Below are 25,291 nucleotides of genomic sequence, written 5' to 3' on the forward strand. Positions count from 1 at the left end.
TCAGGTTTTTGAGACGGCCTCTTACTTTTTAAAAAGCGAACATTCCATTTCAATGACGATTGGGTATTTCATTCCTGTACATATTTGATAATTTATTTGTTGACATAAATAAATAATGTGGTTTTTGATACTTAAGAATACGCCAGATAAAAGTATTTTGGCTGGAGAGCATCGCTATTGGCAAAAAAGAGAACCATTTATACCATTTGTAAACGGGATGAGAAATGTCAAAAATTTCAAAACCAAGACGTTCACACCCTTTATTTAACAGGGAAATACCTATAATTCCTTTTATCTCTTGTGAATGGCAATAGTTCCGAATGTAAATTTCTACGCCAGGCAAAGACTTTTGAACATAGCGGTAAATAATTTTTGCTTTTTTTAATTCACTCTTTATGTCTTTTAATTCTTTCAAAAGTCTAGCATTGTGAAGGTGAATTTTGACTAATAAATCATTTCTGTTAATTTGTGTTCCATCAGAAAGAACGATATTTCTTCCTTTATATTTTGTCAGTCTAATCCTCAAAATATTACCTTCAGTTCCTTCACATGGAGGGTATGTAAGGCGAGAGCAGAAAAAGTAAATTGGGTCGATTAAGCTCCAAATCGAAAGAATATAGCCTCTCATGCTTCCTTCTCCTTATTAATTTTCAAAGCTTTCTTGTGAAAAATGAATTTTAACCGGTCTCCTTTTTTGTGATATAAACATTTATACTATAACCACAATTAAATTTTGTTATTTATTGATCCAGAGGTTTTATGAAAACAGCATCTATGGATAAGCATCAGAGCGCAAAAAACATCTTCAGTGCTTTTGATATAGAATTCGCTATTCTGGAGCCAAGTGAGATCACAGTATTCTCTTCATTTTTTAGAGTTCCTCCACTAAGGAAGGAACCCCCAAAGCACAAGTCTCAATACCCATAAAATGGATAACCGTAGCCGCCATAAGGATAACCGTAGCCATAGCCATAAGGATAGCCAAATGGACTATATAAAGCACTACCTAATAACCCACCTAAAACTCCACCAAAGAAAGGTCCCCCGAAGAATGGTCCTCCGAAAAACGGTCTGCCGAAAAACGGCCTTCCGAAGAATGGCCCGCCGAAAAACGGCCTTCCGAAGAATGGTCTGCCAAAAAATGGCCTAAACCCGAAACCGAAAGGACGGCCAAAAATCCTCTCATCCGTTTGGTCACTTGGATTTTGATAAAGCTGCTCAAAATCAATGGGCGCTGTATTAAAATAAATCCCTCCTCTTTTTTATTCAATAAAGCTTATGTTTTTGACTAAAGAAATTCTTGGGTATATGCCTTGTTTAAAAAGATTAAATTTCCTCTAATTCTCTAATTTAGATTTCTTAATTTATCATTTGTGAATTAGTTAGTCCTAACCCTTTTTGTTTTTCGAATCTTTTTAATTTTGGTGCGGTTAAGATGACGATTTATAGTTGATTTGAATATTGTATTAATGAAAATAATGTTCAATTTCCTTACCACCTGAAAGGGTGGTTTTGATTTGAATGAATTTTATACCGACACATTACGAATCCAAACATAGATGCCATCCTCAAATTTCTATCAGGGTCAATTTTATAAGAGAGGACAGATCACATTGCCAATTATTATTACGGGAAAGAATGGTTCTATATATGAAGGGTTTTCGCATCCGATTCTAGGGCTTTGGGGGCAGCCTTGGAATCTAGGATATCCTCATGTTTATCCAAGTTTATATCATCAAGCCCATATTACCTACCCATTTATTCAACCAGATATCTATTTTCATTTTGTACGGAATTTATTTTAAACTTGAGATTCGTTTATTTTCTTAAAATTCCATTGTTAACTCAACACCTGTCCCATTCCTTTTTATTATTTTTTTCATATCTTATTATGCGAGGGATAGAAGTCTTCTCTCAAGAAAACCCAGCTGCATGAGAATCCGCCGCCCATGCAGCGGTCTCACCTCCTCATCGGTAGAAGCGTATGTGAAATGCATACGCTTCTATTTATGATTTTTTATCTAATTATTTTAAAAAAGTTCTAGTTAATAAATGAGTTTTAATTTTTCACAAGATTTTTTATGTAAACAATGCGATAAATTCAGGCAAAAGTGAATTTCTTTAATCTTCGTGGCCTTTGTCCAATCGATTTCTTTTTAGAAACATATTTTATAGTGAGGTTGCTGATAAAGCATTCCTTAATCATTCCAATAGGAGGTGAAATTTTATGTGCTTTGGATCTTGCGGTGCTGGTTACGGTAGTTACGGCGGTGCTAGCTACGGTGGAATTGGCAGTAATTTCGCGTTAATCGTCGTATTGTTTATTCTATTAATTATTGTAGGTTCAACATTCTTCTTTGGTTAAGAAAATCGAATATTTTTTTCAATGAAAAAAACTGATTATTCGATGTAAAAGGAGGTGTCAAACATGAGTGACGGAATTGGACGCGCTTTTGCGTTAGTTGTAGTATTGTTTGTTTTACTCATCATTGTAGGATGTTCTTGTACAGGAATCTATTAAGTTCCAGCAAGGTAAATATGTGAAACTCTCTTGAATCAACAAAGAGGCTGCCTCAAAAGTAAAGGGACAGACCCTAATGAGTCAGCCTCTTTGTAATAAGTTCTTTTTTGTAAAAATGAGTACAGCAAGCAATTTACAAACTTGAATGAAAAAGAGTTCATAAAGTCTATTTTCTGGCACATTACCCTTTTTGAGGAAGGAGGTATAAAATGGGAAATTTAGTTATGAGGCACTATGGACAAGCTGTTGAAGTAAGAGATCGTTTCGGTAGAGTTCATAGAGGAGTAATAGACGGGGTTAACCAAACAAGAGGCATGTTTATCCGCAGCGGCTTTAGGCGAAGAAGATTTATTCCTTTTTTCTTAATCGCTTCCATTTTCCTATTAAGGTCTAGAAGACGTATTTTCTAAAAAATAAAGATTCTTAAATTAAGTTTTTCCCTAGAGAAAAATCTCTTGCAAGCTTGTTCAAAATAGAGGCTGACTCAAATTCAAAGGGTCAGACCCCCTCCATACAATATATAGACAAACAGTAATACAACCAATCTATATTTTGTCATCACTGGTGGGTCAGACCCTTATGAGTCAGCCTCTATTATTTAAACGGATTGAAAAGACTTTGCGGCCTTTATTAATTCTTCAATTCCTTCCAAATCGCCCTGTTCAAATAGTTCGATTATTTTGCTTCCGACAATCACGCCGTCACAGTATTGGCTCATTTCTCTCACATGCTCTGGTGTGGAAATGCCAAATCCAGCAAGAACCGGCTTGTTACTGACACTCTTAACACGTTTTAAATACTCTCCCAACTCATTTTGAAAATCGGAGCGGACTCCGGTGATTCCCGTCACTGTTACAGCATATAAAAATCCTTTGCCCCGCCTTGCAATTTCTTTCATCCGTTCAGGCGGACTTGTTAGTGTAACAAGACGAATTAATTCGATACCTGAATCCTTCAAAATCGGAGCAATTAGATCTTCCTCTTCAATCGGAAGGTCGGGAATAATACAGCCGTCCACGCCTGCTTTTTTAGCGTCTGTAATAAATGCGCCCATTCCATAAGCAAGGACCGGATTTACATACGTCATTATGATCAAAGGAATTGAAACAATCGGTCGAATTTCTGCAAGAACAGATAAAACACCGCGTAAAGTGGTTCCCTCCTTTAAGGCGCGGAATCCGGCACGCTGTATTGTCGGGCCGTCGGCGACAGGGTCTGAAAAAGGAATACCGATTTCAACCGCGGTTGCGCCCGCTTTTTCCAAAAAAACAATTTTTTCTTGCAGTGAATCAAGTCCACCGTCCCCAGCCATTATATATGGTATAAATGCTTTTTCATTTCTTTCTTTTAATATCGCAAATGTTTTTTCAATCCGGTTCATCCTTCCTGCTCCTTTCCCATTCTTTCTTTTACTTGCTGGACATCTTTATCACCACGGCCTGATAAACAAACGACGATCGCTTCCTCTTTCTTCATTTTTGCCGCAAGTTTTAATGCAAATGCCACTGCATGAGCACTCTCGAGAGCCGGTATTATTCCCTCCAAACGGGAAAGCAGCTTAAATGCTTCAAGAGCCTCTTCATCGGTGATTGATTCGTAGCTGACACGTCCTATATCTTTTAAATAGCTATGCTCGGGACCTACGCCGGGATAATCAAGTCCGGCGGAAATCGAATGAGCCTCTAAGATTTGTCCATCTTCATCCTGCAGCAGATACATATAGGCTCCATGCAATACGCCGGGCTTTCCTTTTGTCAGTGATGCCGCATGACGGTCTGTATCAATTCCTAAACCGGCAGCTTCTACTCCGTACAATTTTACTTCATCATCTTCCACAAACGGATAAAACATACCCATCGAATTGCTTCCCCCGCCAATACAAGCAACAACCGCTTCAGGAAGCCTTCCTTCTTTTGCAAAAAATTGCTCCTTTGTTTCCTTCCCAATCACACTTTGAAAATCACGTACAATCATTGGAAACGGATGCGGCCCCATCACAGACCCTAAAATGTAATGTGTGTCATTAACGTTAGCTACCCAGTATCGAAGCGCTTCATTTACTGCATCTTTTAATGTTCCGCTTCCTGACGAAACGCTGATAACTTTGGCTCCAAGCAATTCCATGCGAAACACGTTCAGCTGTTGCCGTCTGATGTCTTCTTCTCCCATAAAAATAACGCATTCCAGATTTAATAATGCACAAACCGTAGCAGTTGCGACTCCATGCTGGCCGGCGCCAGTTTCAGCCACAATTTTTTTCTTTCCCATACGAAGAGCTAGAAGCGCCTGGCCGATTGTATTGTTGATTTTATGGGCTCCTGTATGGTTTAAATCCTCCCGTTTCAAATAAATTTTGGCCCCGTTTCCGTGTCTGGTTAGGTTTTCTGCATAGTATAAAGGTGTTTCCCTGCCAACATATTCCTTTAGTAAATTTTGCAATTGCTGTTGAAAAGCCGGGTCTTTTGCCGCTTTTTTATATTCATCTTCCAATTCAATGACGGCTTGCATCAGCGTTTCCGGCACATACCTGCCGCCGTACAGTCCAAAATGGCCTTTTTGATCGGGTAAAGTGTAGGTTGTCATGATATTCTCACTCCTTTTGCATTTTCAATGAACGCTGCTATTTTTTTTAAATCCTTTTTTCCGTCTGTTTCTACACCGCTGCTTACATCAACCATAAACGGCTGAACAATCCGAATAGCCGTGCAAACATTGTCAGGAGTTAATCCGCCTGCTAATATGATCTTTTTTTCTGATTGAATCCCTTCTGCGATTCGCCAATCAAACTTGATGCCATTTCCCCCGCGGTATTTCCCCTTTGGACTGTCAAGAAGAATGTAGTCGCATGGAAAATCGTTCAGTTTTCGTAAACCTTCGCGGTTTTCAATGCTTAAGGCTTTTATTACCGGAACGGAAAATCCATTGCAAAATTCCGGTGACTCATCCCCATGAAGCTGGATCATATTTAATCCAGCTTCATCCACTGTTGCCTCGATCACTTCTTTTTCCTCATTAACAAACACGCCGACTTTCATCACATCCGAAGGAAGCATTAAAGTGATCTCTTTTGCATTCATAGGGGAAATTTTCCGTTTGCTTTCGGCAAAAACAAAGCCAATCGCGTCTGCACCTGCCTTGACTGCTTCAAGAGCAGTTTCACGGTCTGTGATGCCGCAAATTTTTACTTTCATGACTGCTTCACCCCTAATAGAGGCATTTTCATTTGCTTAAACATATTTTCCAGATTATTTCCCGTCATGAATGATTCTCCAACCAAAATTCCATTTGCCCCTGAGCGAACCACTCTCTCCACATCCTCATGCGTTTTTATACCGCTTTCGCTGATCAGAAATGCTCCCGATTCCTTGACTTTCGGGGCTAATTTTTCCGTAACGGCAAGATCAACTTCAAACGTCTTTAAATTCCGGTTATTGACGCCGATTAATTTCGTACCAGTCTTTAAAGCTTTCTCCAGTTCTTCTTCATTGTGAACTTCAACTAATACCTCTAGCTCTTTGGCAATTGCATAGTTATATAGATCTTTCAGTCTTGGTTCCGAAAGAGCCGCAGCAATCAAGAGAATCATGTTTGCTCCGGATGCATATGCCTGGTCAATTTGGATCGGATCAATAATAAAATCTTTGCACAAAATCGGCACATTGACAGCCTTCCTAACTGCCTCAAGGTCACTGAACGACCCTTTAAAATAAGGAGCATCCGTCAACACCGAAATGGCATCAGCACCAAAACGTTCATACGCTTTCGCCTGTTCAACCGGATCGAGCCCGGCATTAATATCTCCCTTTGAAGGGGAAGCCCTCTTATATTCGGCGATAATAGCAACTTCTTTCGATTTTTCAAGGATTGATGTAAAAGACCTTTTTTCATTGTGTTGGACAATGTCAGGCTTTGCTGCTTTCAATCTTGTTATTTCCTGTTTCTTCGTTTCGAGAATTTTATCTAAAATCGTTCCCACTTAGATCACCTCTATTTGAATTGCCTTGCTTTTTTCAATAAGCTGCTGGAGCTTCTCATACGCCGCACCTGAATCAATGCTTTCTTTTGCCAGCTGAATTCCTTCCTCAATGGATTTCGCTTTTCCGGCGGCAAAAATGCCAATTCCGGCGTTAAGAAGAACGGTATCACGCTTAGCCCCTTTTTCGCCTTTCAATATATTTGTTAAAATTTCGGCGTTTTCCTTCGCGTCTCCGCCGCGGATTGCTTCATTTTTATAAACAGACAGACCGACATCTTCAGGATGGATAGTCATTTTCCGAATTGACCCTTCTTCAAGCACAACTAAATGGTTTTCTCCTTGAAGAGACGCTTCATCCATAAATCCAGCACCGTTCAAAACGACAGCACGTTTTCTTCCTAATGCGTTTAAAACTTCAGCAAACATCCCGATCAAATCGCGGCGATAAATACCGAGCAATTGGTATTCAAGATCGATTGGATTTGTCAAGGGACCTATCAAGTTAAAAATTGTTGGAATTCTCAAGTCTCGTCTTACTTTCATTATTCGCTTGATCCGAGGGTGAACATTTGGGGCAAACAAAAAGGCAATACCGATTTCTTCCATTAATTCCTCTGTTCGTTCAGGCGGCAAATGTATATTCACCCCTAAATGTTCAAGAACATCTGCACTTCCTGTCTTGCTTGAAATGCTCCGGTTTCCATGTTTGGCGACCGGAATCCCCGCACCGGCCAATACAAATGCAGAAGTTGTGCTAATATTAAAACTTTTCGAACCGTCACCGCCCGTTCCGCAATTATCCATAACATTGGGAATTTTCTTTCTAAATGGAAGAGAATGTTCCCTGAGAGCCTTTACTAATCCGGCAATTTCGTTTACGGTTTCTCCTTTTGTTTTTAATCCGATCAAGAAAGCGGCAATTTCACTGTCAGTAACTTCTTCGGAAAATAGAAAGCTGACAGCTTCCTTCATCTCATATTCTGTTAATGATTCTCCTTCAGTTAATTTTTGAAGAAATGCTTTCATGACTGCTCTCCCTTCTGATATTTTTTAAAAAGTTGTTTATGATTTTCTTACCTGTTTTAGTTCCCACTGACTCCGGATGGAATTGGAGACCGTAAAGTGGGCAGGATTCGTGTTTAATCGCCATAATTTCGTTATCATCCATTGATCTTGCAAGGATCTTAAAGACTCCCGGCAGCGTGCCGTTTTGAATCACTAACGAATGATAACGCATGACTTCTACCGGCTGAGGCAAATATTCGAATAAAAAGGATCCGGTATGAGTCAATTTTGATGTTTTTCCATGCATAACTTTGCCGGCCTTTTCAATCACAGCTCCGAAAGCATAACCAATTGCTTGATGGCCGAGGCATATACCAAGAATTGGAGTTTTTCGATAAAATGCTTTTATGATATCTACACATATTCCTGCAGCTTCAGGTCTTCCAGGTCCCGGCGACAGGACAATCGCCCCGGGATTTAGCTTTTCGATTTCCTTCAGGTTGATTTGGTCATTCCTTGCCACCTTTACGTCCTCGCCTAATTCTCCAAGATATTGATATAAATTGAATGTAAATGAATCATAATTGTCGATTAACAGTATCATTTATGATCCTCCAAAAATGCTCTTAATTTATGAAGTGTTTCTTCGTATTCTTTTTCCGGGATCGAGTCATGGACAATCCCTGCACCTGCCTGTATATAAGCCTTATTGTTTTTTACAAGCATCGTTCTGATCGCGAGTGCAAAGTCCATATTTCCATTTGCGGAAAAGTAGCCGATCGCTCCTGAATAAACGCCTCTTTTTACTTCTTCAAGCTCATTTATAATTTCCATTGCCCTTATTTTTGGCGCCCCGGACACTGTCCCGGCCGGAAGGCAAGATATTAGTGCATCGACAGGTGTATATTGTTGCTTTAACGTTCCGCTCACTTCAGAGACAAGATGCATGACATGTTTGTATTTTTCAACTTCCATATATTTTTCAAGGTGAATGCTTCCAAATTCACAAACTCTGCCAAGGTCATTGCGGCCAAGATCAACTAGCATCCGGTGTTCGGCAAGTTCTTTTTCATCCTCCATTAGTTCCTTCTCCAGTCTTTTGTCTTCTTCCTCACTTTTGCCGCGAGGCCTTGTTCCGGCGATTGGGTTTGTCGTAATTTTCGTTTGAACTTTTTTTACGATGCTTTCCGGAGAAGCGCCGGCAACGGCATAGTCTTCAAAATCAAGGTAGTACATGTATGGTGATGGATTATCAATTCTTAATTTCCGGTAAAACGAAAACGGGTCCCCTTCAATCTCTGCTTCCAGTCGCTGCGACAGTACAACCTGAAAGATATCTCCTTCAAGTATGTAGTTCTTTGCGATTTTTACTTTTTCAATAAAATCTTCTTTCTTCATGAAAGCTTTAAAAGATGATATCGAAGCTTTTCTAGCGGGAGTGATGTCGGAACCATTCAATACTTCTTCCTTTCGTTTAAGAACTTTTTTTCTGATCTGTTCACTTGTTGTTTCCGGCTGAATCGGCGTTCCGATAAAGAATACCTTTTGCTCCAAATGGTCATAAACGATCAATTCTTCGAAAAACATAAGATGTACATCAGGCACCTGCAAATCATCATCAAGTTCCTTTCCAACTCGTTCGTATTGACGAATTGCATCATAGGCCACATATCCTACCGCCCCGCCAATAAAAGGGATATCTTTCACCGATTGATTTTTATTCGGGAGAAATGCTTTTAATACTTCAAGCGGTTTTTCATCTTTAATTTTTCTGACTTTTCCTTTTACGATTTCTGTCGTTTTCCCGTAACCTTTCAGCTCAAAAGCCGGTTCTGCCCCGATAAATGAATACCGTCCGGTTTTTTCATGCTTCAATGAACTTTCCAGCAAAAACTTTTTCTTTCCAGATATTCTTTGAAAAATCGAGATCGGCGTCAGTGTATCTCCTTCCAGTTCAACAAAGATCAATTCATCCGTGTTAAGCATATTCTTCAAAAGGCATTGCTCCTTTCTTTTTGCGAAAATAAAAAAGTCCTCTATACGCACAGAAATTGTGCGTATAGAGGACGGTATCGTCGGACCGCGGTGCCACCTCTTTTGGAGCAATTAGATCGCTCCCTCTCTTCAGGTACATGAAAGACGACTTGAGTTTTAAGCGAACTCTGCCTTTCGCATTATCCAGCTACGGCTTTTAGCCCCTCGGGGTCATAAGCCGTCTCCTTTCGGAAATCAGGTTTTTCTGCAGGAACACATTTTTGCCTGTCGAGCTAAGCGAGTCGCATCCGTCTTTCTTTATACCCTATCCTTTTAACGGTGGAATTCCGTGCAGCCCTACTAAAGTTCAGGCTGCCTCTCGTAAGCCCATTCAGCTGAATCCTTCATACCGGCTCTCACCTGGCCCGGCTCTCTGTCATGAAGTTCCTTCAACTTACTATTCTTACTCATCGATTTACCATTTTCTTTTTTGAAGTAAAAGCGGAGCTGCGCTACAATGAATAGAATGCTAAATTGAAAAAGTTTAAAACCTAGTTCAGCTCAGACCGTCTTATTATGGGAACCTATTTCCATGTTATGTTGGGAATTTAAAAGCCATGCAAATTTTCTGAAAAACAAAAAGGGTTTCAAGCCTGTAAAGGACGAGAAACCCGTGGTGCCACCTTCATTAGCTGAAAAATCAGCTCACTTTATCGGTATCAAAGCATCATGCTTGAATACCTGTCTCTTGTAACGATGAGACCGTTCGCCAAAGCCTACTGCTCCTTAAAGAGGTTCGGTTTGGAGGCTCGGAAGCCCATTCGCTATTACTTCCACACTGATTTGCACCAACCATCAGCTCTCTGCAGTTTCCATAATAGCTACTCTTCTTCGTCAACGCCGTTTCCTTTTATTGATTTTCATCTTATGATGGTATAAAGAAAATGTCAAGAGGATTTATAAAAAAATTTAGTTTTTTCTGATTAAAAGTTCTTCTAATTTTTTCCGCCAAACCGGTGCCAACTCTTTAACTTCTAGGATTTTTTCAATTCCGGCAATATTTTTTCGGTCATGAAAATAAATGTGGTTTGCATACAAAATGGATACCTTGTGACTGTTTCGTTCAAGAAGTTCTATCGTTGATTCTTTATCAACATCCCTTCTTTAAGAACCCTGAAGAAATAGCCTGTAAATCCTGTTTCCACTACTCTTTTCATCAATTGTTCGATTCCATTGTGTTTTGATATCGTTGAACATGGGATTCGGCCTTGGGAAACTTGAATTACAGCTTCTTCAAGTTTATAAATATCGCCTATATATACCTCGTTTTCACACATGCCGCTAACAGTAATATTTTCTCCAAAGGCTGGCATTTTCAACGTTGCAGAGAATTCCTTTTCCCACTTTTCGTAATGTTCAAACGGATAAAGACAAACCGCTCGTTCCGGTCCGCCGTGAAATTCAGGATTGGCTACACCATCACCAATAAATCCTTCTTTTGTTAACAATACTTCTTGAATTTCTGTCTTTCCGATTCCTGATTTTACTTCTTTGCCATTCCAAATGTAATCCTTAGGCATTCCCACACGTAAAGATCGCAATTGTCTCTTGTTTGCCACAGCCATTTCTCCTCCGTTTTATCCACCTGCTTCCATTTTATCATGAACCTCTCCCATCTACACTCCTTTTAGAAGCGGGATTTTCAGCGCCGCCAATCAAAGTGGAAAAAAAGGACCCTTTAATCAAACGAGTGATATGGTGTTAAAAAAATGCTTGCTGGCAATTTTTTTCTCAGAATGCCAATGATTTTGTCTTCTAGAAATCAAAAAAACGCAAATAGTAAGTAATAGAATTCAAAAGGCAGGTTATTGAGATGGAACATTTAGAAAAGATCCCAAAAGGAGTCGCAAAAGAAAAGTCAGACCGAGTAAAACATGACCTACTTGATAAGCGCTGGGCAATTTTATCCCTTTCATCCATTCCCCTTGTAATGACTCTTGGGAATTCAATGCTTATTCCGGTACTGCCGATGATGGAAAGAGAGTTAACTATTTCTTCTTTTCAGTCGAGCTTGATCATAACGGTTTATTCTGTCGTTGCAATTTTTCTCATTCCAATTGCCGGTTTTTTATCGGATCATATCGGCCGCAAAAAAGTCATCATTCCAAGCCTTTTAATTGCAGGTATTGGCGGAATCATTTCCGGATGGGCATCCTGGCAGATGAATGATGGGTACTGGCTTATTCTCATTGGCAGAGCACTGCAAGGAGTTGGTGCTGCAGGGGCTGCCCCGATTGTTATGCCGCTTGTTGGAGATATGTTTCAAAGCGAAGATGAAGTTAGCAGTTCTCTCGGCATGATTGAAACTTCGAACACACTAGGGAAAGTTCTAAGCCCTATTTTAGGTTCATTTTTGGCCGGGTTTATATGGTTTTTGCCTTTTTTTGCATTTCCGTTTTTTTGTGCAATCTCTATTCTACTTATGTTTTTCCTTGTAAAAACGCCAAATTCAAATGAAGATCCGATGCCTTTCAAACTTTTTTTTCAAAAAGTGAAAGATATTTTTAAAAACAACGGTCGCTGGCTATGCGCCACTTTCTTGATTGGCGCAATTTTAATGTTTGTACTATTTGGAGTTTTGTTTTACTTGTCAGATGTTTTGGAAAAGAACTATGATATTAAGAATATCAAGAAAGGGCTGCTTTTAGCCGTTCCTCTTGGAGCACTCTGTCTTTCATCTTACATTACCGGCAAAAATATTAAAGAAAACAAAGTGCTTATGAAATGGATTACATTTGGTGGAACCTTGCTGCTTGCTGCTTCAATTGCCGCTCTAAGCTTTTCTAAAGGGTTATGGTTTATCATTGCAATGTTTTTCTTAAGCGGAGTCGGAATCGGAGCAGTGCTTCCTTGCCTTGATGCATTGATAACAGAAGGGATTGAAAAGGAGCAAAGAGGAACAATCACTTCGATCTACAGTTCCATGCGGTTTGTAGGGGTTGCAGCAGGCCCTCCCGCCATTGCCATTCTTATGAAGAACACCGAACATTCATTATTTTTTCTTTTAAGCGGCTTAAGCATCCTTGCCACACTAGCCACATTTATGGCCATAAAACCTGAAAAAGAGAAAGCAAGTTAATCCGCATTGGAAAACATCCAATGCGGTTTTTTATTGTCCTGATTAATGCGCCAATTTTGAGCATATATGAGCGAGTTTTTGAGATTTGTGATCCACTTTTGAAGTTTTATGAGCCACTTTCGAACACTTATGATCCACATTACAAAAAATACCACAGAAACAGGTTCTGTGGCACAATTTTATCCTTTTTTATTTCTTAAAAACTTCTCTCAGGAACTTTTTCCATTAAAAATCCCGTGATCATTTGATTGAACAACTCCCATTTCTTCGTTGGAAGCTGGTGGGACTCATTCTTTATGATCGAAATTTGGCAATTCGTATGTTTTTTGTAAGCACGAACATGCTGATTTACTATATCTCTTGATCCGTAAAACAACAATAAAGGAGCCTGCAGATGATGAAGACGGTCTAAGCAAGAAAAGTGAAGAGATTTTTCATAAAAATCAAACCAAGTTTTTCGATTTGCTTTTTTCATATGATGTATAATGCCATCTTGCAATTCTTTATCATCCGTATGGCTAATCGCAATTAAGTACCTTAAAAAATCGGGAGCATGCTTTACGAAATACATACCAATCATATGTTCATATTTAAAGGCCGGAGACAACACTTGCGGAAACCCACCGGAAAGAATGACAGCGAGCGACCGGTCCGGATATTGAAGAGCAAATTCCTGTGCAACAAGTCCTCCGGAAGAATAACCGCAAACGGCTGCACATTCTATTTCGAGAAAATCCAACAATCCTTTAATTTCATTGGCAAATCCGGAGATCGAAACATTTCCCGCCGGGCCTGTTGTATCCCCGTGCCCGCTTAAATCAGGCAGCAAAACCCGAAAATGCTTTGAAAGCTTTTTTTGGTAAAAAAAAACTTTCCGCCCCATCGCAGGTGGGTGAATAAAAACAATCGGAACGCCTGAACCTATATCTTCAAAGAAAATGTTATTTTCTCCATGTGAAAAATAAGGCATATTTTTAGTTCCTTTCAGCATATAATTAAAAAATTGGAGACTTTTTTCACATTTGAGTATATGAGCGGTTCTTTATAACTTACTATTCCATTAACGTCCCAATTTCATGCATCCATTGTTTAACCGTGACATTCTCAATTTTATATGGTATTCTTTGAAGTGAAGAAAGAACAAAATAATTAACCATTGAAATATAAAATGACCGCGGTGTTGCAGCACCGACGGTCACTTGCCATAGTCGTTCCCGCAGGGGTTCGGCCTATGAAACAGGATAGACCTCTCCCTCAATTTGCGGTCAAGGGAGGTCTATTTATTTTGGTTAAAAGTTAAGACAGCGATGATCAGACAAGCAAATGAAATCATCAATGTCATCGATTCAAAAACTGTCAAAAGGCCTCACCCCCTTTCACGGGGCTAGCCGACCACCCTTGCGAAACGAGCTATCGCCTCATTAGTATACCATATTCTTGGCCTATTAACAGAACGTGTGTTCGAAATTTGTTAAATTGAGTCATTACTCCTATATATTCCAAAAAGGTTCGCCTCTCTTTTACTGAAAAAATGGTGGAAATATTCGAAAAGTGGTCGATAGATCACGAAAAGTTGTCGATATATTCAATAATAGATAATAAACAGCAAAAAATTGGACATAACCCGAAAGTGGTTCATGCCAAAAAAAAAAAGAGGCCCGTCTTTTTGTCCTAAGTTTTCAATCTTGGCTTTGTCGGATTGCAATCTGGTTTTTCAATTCCTGCAGATTCAGCTAGCTTTGATAAATAATAGCATTCTTCACGGAACATATGGTCTGCCATTAGAGGAGCAAAAGTACCAAGAGCTTGGGTGCCAAGCTCAAGCTCTTCGAGTTCCATAAGAAAATTCATAAACAGCCGTATTTCGAGTGAAGCTTCTTTGTTGAATCTCTCAAGGGCTGGAAATGAAGTAAGATTTGTCCGCAAAAAACCTGTCATTTCAACAGCCTTTAGATAAAATTCTTCAAAGTGTTTCGTATATTCTTTACTTTTCTTTTTCAATCGTTTTTCTACTTGATCCATATTATCATCTATTGCACCTGCATGGCCCGCTGCGTCGAGAAGCCAAATTAAATGATGATGAAGTTCGTGAAAAATAGGAGGAACTTCCCTTTTTTTCAGATATGCTAAAATTCTTGCGTATTCGTCCAGCTCGTTCACCATATGATTAATAAAAGTTGGCGAAAGGTGGATATCAATTTTTCCCTGTAAATGCCTCCGGATCAAATCAAGTTTAAATTCTCTAAATTTCTTTACTTCTTCCTGTGCTCTTTTGCTTAAGTGAATTAAGTCAGTTGTTTCCACTCCTTCCAACAAGCGGTCAAATGTATTTTTAAAATATTCTGCCGCTTCGATTGCAGCTTTTTCATTCGAGGCAAGTGAATCAAGTATAAACCGCGCATGATCTCCTAAAACTTGCAGCCAAAAACCATGTTCGTACTTTGCCGTCTGCTCATAGCTGGAAACCACGTAATCTCTCCTTTCACCTGTATAAATAAAATCGTATCAAGTAATATCTGTTTTTATGACTGCAACTAAAAATTAAGTAAAGCGAACATGGACTTATTTTTTTAAATGGGTGATTGACTCTCTAATATTCGAATGGCATTTCGTTCACTTCGATGAATTTGGATTTAATAACTATCGTTTTTGGATGGATTTTCCCTTTTATTTTTTTTATGTACGGTTTCACAAAGATTCACACAAAAAAACCACTTTTAACATACGGTTTTTCGATTCTTTTCATTGCATTTCTTATTATCTTTTTTGATTATTCACTTGATAAATCTTATTTAGAAAGGTAACCATTTTATCAATGACAAGGGTAGCTTTTATTGAGGGCTTATATATCTGGATAAAGGCGCATATTTTCGAAGAAGGCTCATTTTTCAGAATAAAGGCTGATAAACAAATTTAAGAGTTCATAAACCATTTAACCGCAAAAGCTTCGACATTTCCGCAAAAATATATGCGAAACTCAAAAAAGGCAGCGGACTCCCCGCTGCCCAATTGCTTTCCATTCTATTTTTCAATTGATTTTTTCAAAAATCCGATTAACAGTGCGCTCACAACTGCACCCGCGAAAATAGCCACCAAGTACATGATCCAGCTGCCTTCTACAAGCGGCACTACAAACACACCCCCATGTGGAGCGCGGAGTCCAATCCCAAACATCATTGAAAGAGCTCCTGCAACGGCTGAGCCTGCCATAATCGAAGGAATGACCGGAGAGGATCAGCAGCCGCAAATTGAATCGCACCTTCCGTAATAAATAATAATCCCAATAATAATATTTGCTTTTCCATTCCAAACAGAAATTTTCAAGAATACGCACGTCAGTCTTGACGTACTGAAGCCCCGGTGGAATCTTGCAATTCGCTCTCCTAAAAAACTCGTTAACCTGAAAGAATACGCGGGTACAGCACCGTATTCATTCCAAGCACGACAATGCCCGCGACCACCAATACGACAACATCAAGACCGTAGTGGGAACCCGGCATCGCAATCAACAGTCCTCTGAGACCGTCAACCAGGTAGCTCATGGGATTGATGGTCGCGATGACCTTCAGCCACACAGGCATCACTGACATCGGATACAGCGCGTTCGACGAGAAGAACAGGGGCATGGTGATGAGCTGCCCAATGCCCATCATCCGCTCCCGAGTCCGCACAATGGCTGCAATCACCATGGATAATCCGGAGAAGAACGCTCCTCCGAGAATCACCATCAGCAGCACGCCAGCAATGGCGCCGAAGCTGAAGTTCATATGGATGCCGAGGATCAGCGCCAGCAAGATGATGATGATGGCCTGCACAAGTGAGCGAACCGATGCAGACAACATTTTCCCCATAGCGAGCGCCGACTTGCGAATGGGCGTCGTTGCGACTTTTTGCAGAAGACCCATATCCCGTTCCCAGATGATGGAGATCCCGTAAAAGATGGAAATGAACGTGACGGATTGCGCCAAAATTCCGGGTGTCAAAAACGCCTTGTAGCTGACGCTGCCACTTGGCAACATGCGAAAACGGCTGAACGCCTGCCCAAAAACCAGCAGCCACAGCGCTGGCTGAATACCTCGCATGATCAACTCAGACGGATCTTTACGCAATTTCCGCGCTTCCATCTCAATGATGGTGAACACGTGGCTAAAGTACAACAGCACCCGAGAACGCTTCTTATCCAAGGCGCTTTGCTGTTCGGCGACTCCGGAAGACACTCTTCATCCCTCCCTCCTGGTTTTCAAACATACCCGCGTAATGCGCGAACACGTCATCCATGCTGGCATCAGTGTTGCCCATTTGCTCACGCAATTCAGCTGCGGTACCCAGCGCTGCAATCTGACCACGGCTCATGATGGCAATGCGCGTGCACAGTGACTCTGCCTCTTCCATATAATGTGTCGTCAGGAGGATGGTCATGTTCTGTTCGCGCTGCAGTCGCTCAATATGTTCCCATACGCCTTTACGCGCCACCGGATCTAGCCCCACTGTCGGTTCATCAAGAAAAAGTACTTTTGGATGATGAAGGATGGCCTGCCCGATTTCGAGCTTGCGAATCATCCCGCCAGAATACGTCTTCACAAGCCTGTCGGCTGCTTCCCCCAACCCGGTCAACTCCAAGATCTCGATAATCCTCTTCTCGCGCTCCTGACGCCTTAGCCCGTACAGTTTGGAAAAGAACAGCAAGTTCTCATACCCAGTAAGGTTTCCATCGACTGACAGCATCTGCGGAACATAGCCTACACACTCCCGGATCCGAGTAGGATCCTTCGCGAGAGAAAGTCCGGCAATCTGGATCTCACCCTCGTCGGACCGCAGCAGGGTTGTCAGCATCTTCAACATTGTAGACTTGCCCGCGCCATTGGGGCCCAACAGGCCGAAACATTCACCGGCAAACACTTCAAAACTTACATCCCTCACGGCATGCACGTCGCCAAACCGCTTCGATACATGGCTCACCCGAACTGTTACATCGCTCATGTCAGTCCCCCCGTTTCGGCAGAAAGCTGGCGAGCTTCTCCATCAACTCAACCAGAGTCGCCTGTTCATCTTCGTCCAGTTGTTGAAATGGCTCAGCCAACAATTGTGTCCGTGTATCCTTCAAGCGTTGAATTCGCTCTTTCCCCGAGTCCGTCAACCGAACAATTCGCGCGCGCGCATCGTTGATATCTTGATACCGATGCACGAGCCCAGCCAACTGCAGGCGGTCTATCATTTGTGACATCGTGCTCGGGCGCACATCCAGTTTCTCCGCCAACTCACCAATCGTACGCTCCTGGTGCCGCCACAAATCCCAAAGAATGAGCCACTGCACACGTGTGATTCCGTCGCTCCCTGTGTCTCCGTTCCGCCTGAGATATCGGTAAACGGCTTGCAAAGATTGTGAAAACAGTTCAAGACTATCCCGATGGCTCACCATTCAACACCTCACACACTTATTTTATGTAGCGAAACTAAATAAGTCAAGCGTCAACTGTCTTATTCGAGTGTCGTTTGTTGACTCAGCTCCGGGGCAATGTACATGAGCTTCTACTTTCATTAAACAGGGAGGAATAAAATGACTCTTTCTTTTTACACAATTATATGGACTTAATCTTTAAAAGCTCATAAACCACGTTTAGCTTCGTTATTTCCACAAAAAGATATTCGAAACTCAAAAAAGGCAGCGGACTCCCCGCTGCCTAATTGCTTTCCACACTATTTTTCAATTGGTTTTTTCAAAAATCCGATTAACAGTGCGCTCACAACTGCACCCGCGAAAATAGCCACCAAGTACATGAACCAGCTGCCTTCTACAAGCGGCACTACAAACACACCGCCATGTGGAGCGCGGAGTCCAATCCCAAACATCATTGAAAGAGCTCCTGCAACGGCTGAGCCTGCCATAATCGAAGGAATGACACGAAGAGGATCAGCAGCCGCAAATGGAATCGCACCTTCCGTAATAAATGATAATCCCATAATAATATTTGCTTTTCCGGCATCTTTTTCTTGTTTTGTAAATTTATTTCTAAATAAAAGTGTAGCTAAAGCAATTCCTAACGGAGGAACCATACCAGCCGCCATAACAGCTGCCATTGGCTCATAAACGCCGTTTGCCAGTAGGCCAGTACCGAATACGTATGCAGCTTTATTAACCGGGCCACCCATATCAAATGCCATCATTAATCCTAGCACGATCCCTAGCAGAACGGCATTTCCTGTTCCAAGTCCTGATAACCAGTGAGTAATTGCACTATTTAAAGCACCGACCGGCTTATTGACAACATAAAGCATTAAGAAACCTGTTAAGGCAATTCCGAATAAAGGATACAGTAGAATTGTTTTAATCCCATCAAGTGACGCCGGCAATCCAGCAAATGCTTTTTTCAAGCCGACTACCAAATAACCGGCAAGAAAGCCGGCAATTATTCCGCCAAGAAAACCTGCTCCGCCGCTTGCAGCCAACATCCCGCCGATCATACCAGGTGCAAAACCTGGACGATCTGCAATACTCATTGCTATAAATCCAGCCAAAACTGGAACAATCAATCCAAATGCGGTTTTGCCGCCAATAGTCATTAATGCCGCAGCAATCGGATTATAAGAAGGATCTTTGGGATCAAAAGCGTTATATCCAAACAAGAATGAAATCGCTATCAAAATTCCGCCCCCAACAACGAACGGAAGCATGTTGGAAACACCGTTCATCAAGTGCTTATAAATGCCGGTTCTTTCTTTATGTTCAGATTTCATTTCAGCTGTTCCAACAGATGAGCCGCCTCTATAAACAGAGGCATCCTGGTTTATTGCACGTCTGATTAATTCCTCCGGCTTGCGAATTCCGTCAGCAACAGCCGTCTGGATGACATGTTTCCCTTTGAAGCGCTCCATCTCCACCTTCGTATCTGCAGCGACAATAACAGCTGTTGCTTTTTCAATCTCTTCAGTCGTCAGCACATTTTTTACTCCGCCTGAACCATTTGTTTCGACTTTTATGTCAATTCCCATTTCAGCTGCTTTTGCTTTCAGCGAGTCGGCTGCCATGTACGTATGGGCAATGCCTGTCGGACAGGCTGTTACAGCGACAATAAATTCTTTTTTATCAGCCATGTTTTGCTCTTCTTCTTCATCTTCACGGTCATAACTGTCGATCACATGAAGAACATCATCAGGAGAAGATGCTTTCATAAGCCTTTCACGAGCTTCTTCTTTCATTAAAATCGTTGAAAGACGTGAAAGTGCTTCTAAATGTGTATTATTTGCGCCCTCTGGTGCAGCGATCATAAAAAACAAATGAGCAGGCTTGCCGTCAAGAGACTCATAGTCAACGCCTGATTCAGATTTTCCAAAAGCAATTGCTGCCTGTTTTACGGCTGTTGTTTTCGCATGAGGAATCGCGATGCCATCCCCGATTCCAGTTGTACTTTGCTCTTCTCTCTTTAAAATCGATTCTTTGAATTTTTCATGTCTGCTATTTTTCCTGCTTTATCGAGTACGTCAATGAGTTGGTCGATCGCATCTATTTTTTTGCTGCCAGCAATTGAGAGTGAAATTGTATCTCTAGTTAACAGCTCCGTAATTTTCATTCTGGCTCTCTCCCTATTTATTTAATTGAGACATGAGGCAATAATTTTTCGACTTTTTCTGAGGTGCATAATCCAATTGAAAAAGCGGTTGCACTTCCGGATGCCACACTGTATCGGAAAGCTTCTTTTACATCTTTTGTTGCTTCATATTTTGCCAAAAAACCGGCTACCATCGAGTCTCCCGCTCCAACTGAACTTTTTACTTCTCCTTTCGGCACTTCTGCAATTAAGGAAATATTTTCATTGATAAAAACAGCTCCCTTTTCGGCCAGTGAAACAATCACATGTTGGGCGCCCATTTGCACAAGCTTCTTCCCATATTCGATTGCTTCTTCACTAGAAGTGATATTTGTATCAAAAAGTTCCCCAAGTTCGTGATGGTTTGGCTTAATGAGGAACGGCTTATATGGAATAACTTTTTTGAGCAAATCCCCTTCTGCATCAACGACAAATCCGGTTCCGTTTTCTGAACAGATTTTCACAAGCTCTTCATATGTCGTATTTGGCATTGTCGCTGGAATACTTCCAGCTAAAACAAGCAAGTCTTCGTTTGTCAGCTGCTTGATTTTTTCCTTGAGAGCTTCAAAGTCTTTCCCAGAAATGTCCGGGCCTTTTGCGTTGATCTCTGTTTCTTTCTCTGTTTTAATTTTAATATTGATTCTTGTATCTTCTTTGACTTTTACAAAATCGGTTTCTATTTTTTCATTTTGCAAATAATTTTCTAAGTATTTTCCGGTGAAACCGCCAATAAAGCCGAGTACCTTGCTTGATACTCCCATTCTTTTTAATACTCGAGAAACATTTATTCCTTTTCCGCCTGGGAATTTCGTCTCATTTACAGACCGGTTTAAATCTCCAATCTTAACCTCTTCCAGTTGAACGATATAATCAACAGACGGATTTAATGTCAATGTATAAATCATACTGTCACGACCTTTATCGTTGTTCTGCTTTTGTATAGTTCACTTGATTCTGTATCTAGTTCATTCGTAATAATGGTTGCTTCATGAAGATCGCCAAATTTTGCAAAAGCAATCTCTGAGAATTTGGAAGAATCCGCTAAAACAAACGCCTCCCTCGATAAAGAAATCGCCGTTTGTTTAATGAATGCCTCTTCCTGATCGGGTGTAGTATAGCCAAACTCTGGGTGAATCCCGTTCACGCCCATAAAGCATTTATCAAATCGATAAAGCTCGAGGCTTGCGACCGCGCCTCTTCCAATCACGGCATTTGTTGTCCGCTTAGCAAAACCGCCAATAATATAAGTGGTTATATTGCGATCAAGTAATGCTCCAAGATGCATCAAACCGTTTGTCACAACAACAATATCTTTTGGAAGATAAGGAATCATTTCCAGTACCGTCGAACCTGCATCCAAATAGATGCAATCACCCTCTTCTACCAATTGTGCCGCATATTGAGCGATCTGGCGCTTTTCATGAAGGTTTTTGGATGATTTTTCATTCATGCTCGGTTCCTGGAGCTTCCCCTGAAGCCGTGCCGCACCACCATGTATGCGCTTTAAAAATTTCCCTTTTTCAAGTTGCGTTAAATCGCGGCGGATTGTTGATTCAGATGTTTTTGTTAAGTCCACCAGTTCTTGAATTTTTACCGTCTGTTTTTCTTTTAAAAGCTGCAAGATTAATTGATGACGTTCCGGAGTTAACAAATCTTCGCCTCCTATTGGGAAATCTTTATGATCAAATCATACTGAAAACGATTGCAAAAATCAATCATTTTCTTTCATTTTCTTTCAAAATAATTCACTTAATGAACGATTTTGAACGTTATTGTAATTTTTTGAGTAATATAATAATTCTATATTTATGATTGCTCTTGCTTATTAAATATGATAGAATATTTTATCAATATATAGTATTAATCATGTTATACCCATACTATATTTCGTTTTCTTCACAATAGTTTTAATGGTCTCTTTTTCTATTTTTGATTCGCTCGATGAGAGCGAATTTTTTTTGAATAATAAAACCCTCTACTTTAAAAGCAGAGGGTAAATTTCTTACATAATATTAAGATCCAAAAATGATCGCATCAATTGAATAGCTTCCTGCTCCAATAAGAGCAACACCGACGGCAACTGCAAGCAAAACAAGATTATATTCATAACCGTTTTGCGTAGCCCAAAAACCGTTAGAACCATGAACTTTTACTATTGCAACCACCATTGTTCCGGCAATTAAAACAGCTGCCAGAGGAGTGAAAAGCCCAAGTGCAAATAAAGCTCCGCCAATAAATTCAGCAAGTCCTGCTAATAATGCCATTTGGTATCCAGGTTTGATTCCAATTGATTCAAAAAATCCGCCTGTTCCTTTTAAGCCGTGGCCCCCAAACCAGCCAAACAATTTTTGAGCTCCATGTCCCATAAATGAAAGTCCTATAACTAATCTTATAATTAAGATACCTGCATTCATTTTTCTCCATCCTTTCGTTTTATCTTTATTTCGAGATATTGTTTTTTAATTATCTTGAATTCAAGATAATTATAGAATGTTAGACATGAAAATGTCAAATTCTTTTTTTCAATTACTCTTTAAATTCATTCCATTCCCGTATTCATCCTCCATTAAAATTTAAAATTGAGAGTGAACTATGTTGTAACTTTCATTGTTACATCCAGTTTAAAAAAAATACTTTTTTAATTAGATTTTATTTTTTGAACGATGCCGGCTGTTATATCTTCCATCGTTATTTCTTCAAGCACTTTTTCCATCGCATTTTGCGCTTTCAGTAAAACAAGCTCAAGAACTGGTTGGATACTTGAACCGACCGGACAATTCGGATTTGGGTGTTCATGAAACTGAAACAGTTCTCCTTCTTCCACTACATTGACTGCCCGATAAACATCCAAGAGTGTAATCTCTTTCAGGCTCTTAGCGAGACTTGCTCCGCCGGCACCCGCACGGACGAAAACGAGCTCTGCCTTCTTAAGCATGCCAAGCACTCTGCGAATAACGACAGGATTGGTATTTACACTTCCGGCAATCCACTCGGATGTACAAACTTTATTTCTTTCTAAAGCCAGTAAAGATAAAATATGAACGGCTACCGTAAAACGGCTGCTGATTTTCATAGTTTTCACTCCCTTGTTGTAACCATTATAGTTACAATCTAAATAAATAGTCAAGAAAAAATGTTTGAGGGGAAAAGTGTCCCCTCAATTACTTGTGATCTTAAGTTCTTTTAACACATCTTCTAAATCATTCATAGGTTTTTGGCACGTAAAGTTTTCACAAATATAGACAGTTAAATCAGAGTCGGTTGCCGTATAGCCTCTCTGATAAATTTTCACCAAATCTTCTTGATTTTTTGAAGTGACTGGAGCAATTTCTGGTGTATAAGCTTTCTGAATGATACCGGCTAATTCACTGCGTTTTTCCGGTGTACCGACGATGACAACTTCACTCATTGGAAACTCTTTCAAGAGCAAGCTTTGCAGCAAAAATGTATGGCCAGGTCCATATGATTCCACGTCATCTTTGAAGAAACGATGTATTTCGTCCACTACATCAAACCATTTCGTCTCACCGGTAAAATGCCCAAGCCGAAGAAAGTTGACAGCCGCAACGCTATTTCCGGACGGGAGCGCCCCGTCATACACTTGTTTTTCGCGGACGATTAATGCTTCCCCGTCACTTCTTGTAAAATAAAAACCGCCATCCTGTTCATCCCAAAAGAGCTTTTTCATCTTTTCAGCAGTATTTTGGGCTTTGTCCAAATATTCCATTGAGAAGGTTGCTTCATACAATTCCAAATACGCCCATAAAAGAAATGCCCAGTCATCGAGATAAGCGCTGTACTTCGATTCCCCATCACGGTATCTGGCCATTAGTTCACCATTTACCATTAGCTTTTCCTCAATAAACCGCAATGCTTTTTCTGCCTTTTCAACATAATCTTGATTTTGAAATGCTTGGCCTGCTTTGGCTAAGCCGGCAATCATTAAAGCATTCCACGAAGTCAGAATTTTATCATCAAGATGCGGATAGACCCGCTCCTGTCGTTTTTCAAAAAGCTTTTGACGTGATTCTTCAAGCTTTGCCTTGCCTTCTTCAAGTTTAAGCCCGGCTTCTGCGAAAGTTTTCACCATGTTTGTATGAATGAGGTTCGGAATATTTTTGCCTTCAAAGTTTCCTCCAGACGTTATATCATAAACTTTGCAGTAAAATTCTCCGTCTTTTTCACCGAGCACATCTAAAATTTCCTCTTTCGACCAAACATAATATTTTCCTTCTTCCCCTTCGCTGTCAGCATCAATGGCCGAAAAGAAGGCACCTTCTTCGTTCGTCATTTCTCTCGTGATAAACTCAATAATTTGTTCAGCAATTTCCTTATATTTACTGTTTTTTGTCACTTGATAAGCTTCGGAATACGTATATAGCAGCAATGCATTATCATAGAGCATTTTTTCAAAATGAGGAACGAGCCACATCGCATCGACCGAATATCTGGCAAAACCGAAGCCAATATGGTCATAAATACCTCCATTCGCCATGGAAACGAGGGTTTTTTCCACCATTTTCAATGCCATTTCCGTTCCGGTCCATTTATAATACTTCAGCAAAAACATAAGATGGTGGGGAATGGGAAACTTCGGCGCATCTCCAAATCCGCCGTATACGCTGTTAAAACTGCCCGCAAGCTGCTGATAGGTCTTATGTAAAACGTCAACTGAGGGCAATTCAGCACTTGATTCTCTTGCCGATTGTTTTAAAGCTTCCGCTGCATCAGAAGCAATCTTTTCAATATGACTACGATTTTTCATGTATTGGTCATACAATTGCGTGATCACGTCTTTAAATCCCGGAACGCCATAGCGGCTTTCTTTAGGAAAATACGTCCCTGCAAAAAACGGCTTTTGATCCGGTGTCATAAACACACTTAACGGCCAGCCGCCGTGTCCGTTCATCAACTGGCAAATGTTCATATAAATAGAATCAATGTCCGGGCGTTCTTCCCGGTCGACTTTAATGGACACGAATCTCTCGTTTAAGAGCTTTGCAACCTCTTCATCCTCGAACGATTCCCGTTCCATGACGTGGCACCAATGACATGTAGATATAATCATCCTCTTTTTCAACTATTGACCC

At 40.6% G+C, this 25,291-nt stretch carries 26 protein-coding genes, 3 pseudogenes and 2 other annotated features; of the genes and pseudogenes, 4 read left to right on the forward strand and 25 right to left on the reverse strand.

Features of this window, described 5'->3' with window-relative positions:
- Positions 1-49: 49 nt before the first annotated feature.
- Entirely contained in the window at positions 50-628 is a 579-nt protein-coding gene (locus tag BMMGA3_RS09210; protein ID WP_004434680.1) for a YkoP family protein, read from the reverse strand.
- 374 nt (positions 629-1,002) lie between these two features.
- The gene (locus tag BMMGA3_RS18795; protein WP_081485684.1) at positions 1,003-1,143 is read right to left on the reverse strand and encodes a pentapeptide repeat-containing protein; all 141 of its coding nucleotides are present in this window, start codon (positions 1,141-1,143) and stop codon (positions 1,003-1,005) included.
- A gap of 1,084 nt (positions 1,144-2,227) precedes the next feature.
- On the opposite strand from BMMGA3_RS18795, the gene BMMGA3_RS18080 reads away from it, so the two are divergent.
- The 3 genes from BMMGA3_RS18080 (at position 2,228) to BMMGA3_RS09225 (ending at position 2,931) form a co-directional block, all read left to right on the forward strand.
- A complete protein-coding gene (locus tag BMMGA3_RS18080; RefSeq protein WP_004434691.1) occupies positions 2,228-2,365 on the forward strand; it encodes a YjcZ family sporulation protein in 138 nt (45 codons plus the stop codon).
- A 63-nt stretch (positions 2,366-2,428) separates the two neighbouring features.
- Complete coding sequence (locus tag BMMGA3_RS17375; protein ID WP_003349796.1) at positions 2,429-2,521, forward strand: YjcZ family sporulation protein; 93 nt, start codon at positions 2,429-2,431, stop codon at positions 2,519-2,521.
- Positions 2,522-2,730: 209 nt separating this feature from the next.
- Positions 2,731-2,931: a hypothetical protein gene (locus BMMGA3_RS09225; protein ID WP_004434696.1), complete on the forward strand. Its 201-nt coding sequence runs from the start codon at positions 2,731-2,733 to the stop codon at positions 2,929-2,931.
- Positions 2,932-3,119: 188 nt separating this feature from the next.
- On the opposite strand, the gene trpA is transcribed toward BMMGA3_RS09225, so the two are convergent.
- The 8 genes and pseudogenes from trpA to BMMGA3_RS09265 form a co-directional block, all read right to left on the reverse strand.
- The gene (trpA, locus tag BMMGA3_RS09230) at positions 3,120-3,902 is read right to left on the reverse strand and encodes a tryptophan synthase subunit alpha (protein WP_004434698.1); all 783 of its coding nucleotides are present in this window, start codon (positions 3,900-3,902) and stop codon (positions 3,120-3,122) included.
- Positions 3,899-5,104: a tryptophan synthase subunit beta gene (trpB, locus tag BMMGA3_RS09235; RefSeq protein WP_004434701.1), complete on the reverse strand. Its 1,206-nt coding sequence runs from the start codon at positions 5,102-5,104 to the stop codon at positions 3,899-3,901. The genes trpA and trpB overlap by 4 nt, the downstream gene beginning before the upstream one ends.
- Positions 5,101-5,712 carry a phosphoribosylanthranilate isomerase gene (locus tag BMMGA3_RS09240; protein ID WP_004434704.1) on the reverse strand — a complete coding sequence of 204 codons (612 nt, stop codon included), beginning with the start codon at positions 5,710-5,712 and terminating at the stop codon, positions 5,101-5,103. The genes trpB and BMMGA3_RS09240 overlap by 4 nt, the downstream gene beginning before the upstream one ends.
- Positions 5,709-6,497, reverse strand: a complete 789-nt coding sequence (gene trpC, locus BMMGA3_RS09245) for an indole-3-glycerol phosphate synthase TrpC (RefSeq protein ID WP_004434707.1) — start codon at positions 6,495-6,497, stop codon at positions 5,709-5,711. The genes BMMGA3_RS09240 and trpC overlap by 4 nt, the downstream gene beginning before the upstream one ends.
- Positions 6,498-7,523: an anthranilate phosphoribosyltransferase gene (trpD, locus tag BMMGA3_RS09250; RefSeq protein ID WP_004434709.1), complete on the reverse strand. Its 1,026-nt coding sequence runs from the start codon at positions 7,521-7,523 to the stop codon at positions 6,498-6,500.
- Positions 7,495-8,106, reverse strand: coding sequence for an anthranilate synthase component II (locus BMMGA3_RS09255; protein WP_004434728.1), 612 nt, complete (start codon positions 8,104-8,106; stop codon positions 7,495-7,497). Before BMMGA3_RS09255 ends, trpD begins: the two co-directional genes overlap by 29 nt.
- On the reverse strand, positions 8,103-9,488 hold the full coding sequence (gene trpE, locus BMMGA3_RS09260; RefSeq protein ID WP_034669356.1) for an anthranilate synthase component I: 1,386 nt from the start codon (positions 9,486-9,488) through the stop codon (positions 8,103-8,105). The genes BMMGA3_RS09255 and trpE overlap by 4 nt, the downstream gene beginning before the upstream one ends.
- 73 nt (positions 9,489-9,561) lie before the next feature.
- Positions 9,562-9,956, reverse strand: a binding site (T-box leader).
- A gap of 175 nt (positions 9,957-10,131) precedes the next feature.
- Positions 10,132-10,383: a binding site (T-box leader), on the reverse strand.
- Positions 10,384-10,445: 62 nt separating this feature from the next.
- A pseudogene (locus BMMGA3_RS09265) lies at positions 10,446-11,101 on the reverse strand (MOSC domain-containing protein).
- Positions 11,102-11,349: 248 nt separating this feature from the next.
- Here BMMGA3_RS09265 and BMMGA3_RS09270 point away from each other — a divergent pair.
- Positions 11,350-12,615 (forward strand): bacillibactin exporter BcbE, encoded by a 1,266-nt coding sequence (locus tag BMMGA3_RS09270; RefSeq protein WP_004434737.1) that lies wholly within the window; start codon positions 11,350-11,352, stop codon positions 12,613-12,615.
- Positions 12,616-12,811: 196 nt separating this feature from the next.
- On the opposite strand, the gene BMMGA3_RS09275 is transcribed toward BMMGA3_RS09270, so the two are convergent.
- The 15 genes and pseudogenes from BMMGA3_RS09275 to BMMGA3_RS09325 form a co-directional block, all read right to left on the reverse strand.
- Positions 12,812-13,585: an alpha/beta fold hydrolase gene (locus BMMGA3_RS09275; protein ID WP_004434741.1), complete on the reverse strand. Its 774-nt coding sequence runs from the start codon at positions 13,583-13,585 to the stop codon at positions 12,812-12,814.
- A gap of 306 nt (positions 13,586-13,891) precedes the next feature.
- On the reverse strand, positions 13,892-13,975 hold the full coding sequence (locus BMMGA3_RS18800; protein WP_412151037.1) for a putative holin-like toxin: 84 nt from the start codon (positions 13,973-13,975) through the stop codon (positions 13,892-13,894).
- Positions 13,976-14,286: 311 nt separating this feature from the next.
- Entirely contained in the window at positions 14,287-15,084 is a 798-nt protein-coding gene (locus BMMGA3_RS09280) for a DUF2935 domain-containing protein (RefSeq protein ID WP_004434745.1), read from the reverse strand.
- A gap of 552 nt (positions 15,085-15,636) precedes the next feature.
- Positions 15,637-15,902: pseudogene (locus BMMGA3_RS17920) on the reverse strand (PTS fructose transporter subunit IIABC); the annotation flags it as partial.
- 108 nt (positions 15,903-16,010) lie between these two features.
- Positions 16,011-16,832: an ABC transporter permease gene (locus tag BMMGA3_RS09285; protein WP_004434751.1), complete on the reverse strand. Its 822-nt coding sequence runs from the start codon at positions 16,830-16,832 to the stop codon at positions 16,011-16,013.
- Complete coding sequence (locus tag BMMGA3_RS09290; protein ID WP_004434752.1) at positions 16,792-17,595, reverse strand: ABC transporter ATP-binding protein; 804 nt, start codon at positions 17,593-17,595, stop codon at positions 16,792-16,794. The genes BMMGA3_RS09285 and BMMGA3_RS09290 overlap by 41 nt, the downstream gene beginning before the upstream one ends.
- A 1-nt stretch (position 17,596) precedes the next feature.
- Complete coding sequence (locus BMMGA3_RS09295; protein WP_034669219.1) at positions 17,597-18,034, reverse strand: MarR family winged helix-turn-helix transcriptional regulator; 438 nt, start codon at positions 18,032-18,034, stop codon at positions 17,597-17,599.
- A 278-nt stretch (positions 18,035-18,312) separates the two neighbouring features.
- Entirely contained in the window at positions 18,313-19,488 is a 1,176-nt protein-coding gene (locus tag BMMGA3_RS18805; RefSeq protein WP_412151039.1) for a PTS fructose transporter subunit IIC, read from the reverse strand.
- Positions 19,471-20,043, reverse strand: a pseudogene (locus BMMGA3_RS18810) (fructose PTS transporter subunit IIA); the annotation flags it as partial. The gene BMMGA3_RS18805 and the pseudogene BMMGA3_RS18810, both read right to left, overlap by 18 nt.
- On the reverse strand, positions 20,037-20,183 hold the full coding sequence (locus BMMGA3_RS18815; protein WP_004434757.1) for a hypothetical protein: 147 nt from the start codon (positions 20,181-20,183) through the stop codon (positions 20,037-20,039). The pseudogene BMMGA3_RS18810 and the gene BMMGA3_RS18815, both read right to left, overlap by 7 nt.
- Positions 20,184-20,200: 17 nt before the next feature.
- Complete coding sequence (gene pfkB / locus BMMGA3_RS09305; RefSeq protein ID WP_004434760.1) at positions 20,201-21,106, reverse strand: 1-phosphofructokinase; 906 nt, start codon at positions 21,104-21,106, stop codon at positions 20,201-20,203.
- A complete protein-coding gene (locus tag BMMGA3_RS09310; protein WP_004434763.1) occupies positions 21,103-21,852 on the reverse strand; it encodes a DeoR/GlpR family DNA-binding transcription regulator in 750 nt (249 codons plus the stop codon). The genes pfkB and BMMGA3_RS09310 overlap by 4 nt, the downstream gene beginning before the upstream one ends.
- Before the next feature lie 361 nt (positions 21,853-22,213).
- Positions 22,214-22,615, reverse strand: coding sequence for a DoxX family protein (locus tag BMMGA3_RS09315; protein WP_004434768.1), 402 nt, complete (start codon positions 22,613-22,615; stop codon positions 22,214-22,216).
- A gap of 224 nt (positions 22,616-22,839) precedes the next feature.
- Positions 22,840-23,274 (reverse strand): Rrf2 family transcriptional regulator, encoded by a 435-nt coding sequence (locus BMMGA3_RS09320; RefSeq protein ID WP_004434770.1) that lies wholly within the window; start codon positions 23,272-23,274, stop codon positions 22,840-22,842.
- A gap of 84 nt (positions 23,275-23,358) precedes the next feature.
- Positions 23,359-25,236: a thioredoxin domain-containing protein gene (locus tag BMMGA3_RS09325; RefSeq protein WP_004434774.1), complete on the reverse strand. Its 1,878-nt coding sequence runs from the start codon at positions 25,234-25,236 to the stop codon at positions 23,359-23,361.
- Positions 25,237-25,291 lie beyond the last annotated feature (55 nt).

Source organism: Bacillus methanolicus MGA3, from assembly GCF_000724485.1.
GTDB classification, from domain to species: Bacteria; Bacillota; Bacilli; order Bacillales; family Cytobacillaceae; genus Bacillus_Z; species Bacillus_Z methanolicus_A.

What these genes read in the sequence shown, in the direction of transcription:
- BMMGA3_RS17375 (WP_003349796.1), top strand. Translation starts at nt 2,429, where the DNA reads ATGAGTGACGGAATTGGACGCGCTTTTGCGTTAGTTGTAGTATTGTTT.
- BMMGA3_RS09295 (WP_034669219.1), bottom strand. Translation starts at nt 18,034, where the DNA reads ATGGTGAGCCATCGGGATAGTCTTGAACTGTTTTCACAATCTTTGCAA.
- trpE (WP_034669356.1), bottom strand. Translation starts at nt 9,488, where the DNA reads ATGCTTAACACGGATGAATTGATCTTTGTTGAACTGGAAGGAGATACA.
- BMMGA3_RS09290 (WP_004434752.1), bottom strand. Translation starts at nt 17,595, where the DNA reads ATGAGCGATGTAACAGTTCGGGTGAGCCATGTATCGAAGCGGTTTGGC.
- BMMGA3_RS09270 (WP_004434737.1), top strand. Translation starts at nt 11,350, where the DNA reads ATGGAACATTTAGAAAAGATCCCAAAAGGAGTCGCAAAAGAAAAGTCA.
- trpA (WP_004434698.1), bottom strand. Translation starts at nt 3,902, where the DNA reads ATGAACCGGATTGAAAAAACATTTGCGATATTAAAAGAAAGAAATGAA.
- BMMGA3_RS18815 (WP_004434757.1), bottom strand. Translation starts at nt 20,183, where the DNA reads ATGAAAATTACGGAGCTGTTAACTAGAGATACAATTTCACTCTCAATT.
- BMMGA3_RS09240 (WP_004434704.1), bottom strand. Translation starts at nt 5,712, where the DNA reads ATGAAAGTAAAAATTTGCGGCATCACAGACCGTGAAACTGCTCTTGAA.
- BMMGA3_RS18805 (WP_412151039.1), bottom strand. Translation starts at nt 19,488, where the DNA reads ATGGAGCGCTTCAAAGGGAAACATGTCATCCAGACGGCTGTTGCTGAC.
- trpD (WP_004434709.1), bottom strand. Translation starts at nt 7,523, where the DNA reads ATGAAAGCATTTCTTCAAAAATTAACTGAAGGAGAATCATTAACAGAA.
- BMMGA3_RS09225 (WP_004434696.1), top strand. Translation starts at nt 2,731, where the DNA reads ATGGGAAATTTAGTTATGAGGCACTATGGACAAGCTGTTGAAGTAAGA.
- BMMGA3_RS09325 (WP_004434774.1), bottom strand. Translation starts at nt 25,236, where the DNA reads ATGGAACGGGAATCGTTCGAGGATGAAGAGGTTGCAAAGCTCTTAAAC.
- pfkB (WP_004434760.1), bottom strand. Translation starts at nt 21,106, where the DNA reads ATGATTTATACATTGACATTAAATCCGTCTGTTGATTATATCGTTCAA.
- BMMGA3_RS09275 (WP_004434741.1), bottom strand. Translation starts at nt 13,585, where the DNA reads ATGCCTTATTTTTCACATGGAGAAAATAACATTTTCTTTGAAGATATA.
- BMMGA3_RS18080 (WP_004434691.1), top strand. Translation starts at nt 2,228, where the DNA reads ATGTGCTTTGGATCTTGCGGTGCTGGTTACGGTAGTTACGGCGGTGCT.
- BMMGA3_RS09320 (WP_004434770.1), bottom strand. Translation starts at nt 23,274, where the DNA reads ATGAAAATCAGCAGCCGTTTTACGGTAGCCGTTCATATTTTATCTTTA.
- BMMGA3_RS09315 (WP_004434768.1), bottom strand. Translation starts at nt 22,615, where the DNA reads ATGAATGCAGGTATCTTAATTATAAGATTAGTTATAGGACTTTCATTT.
- trpB (WP_004434701.1), bottom strand. Translation starts at nt 5,104, where the DNA reads ATGACAACCTACACTTTACCCGATCAAAAAGGCCATTTTGGACTGTAC.
- BMMGA3_RS09255 (WP_004434728.1), bottom strand. Translation starts at nt 8,106, where the DNA reads ATGATACTGTTAATCGACAATTATGATTCATTTACATTCAATTTATAT.
- BMMGA3_RS09210 (WP_004434680.1), bottom strand. Translation starts at nt 628, where the DNA reads ATGAGAGGCTATATTCTTTCGATTTGGAGCTTAATCGACCCAATTTAC.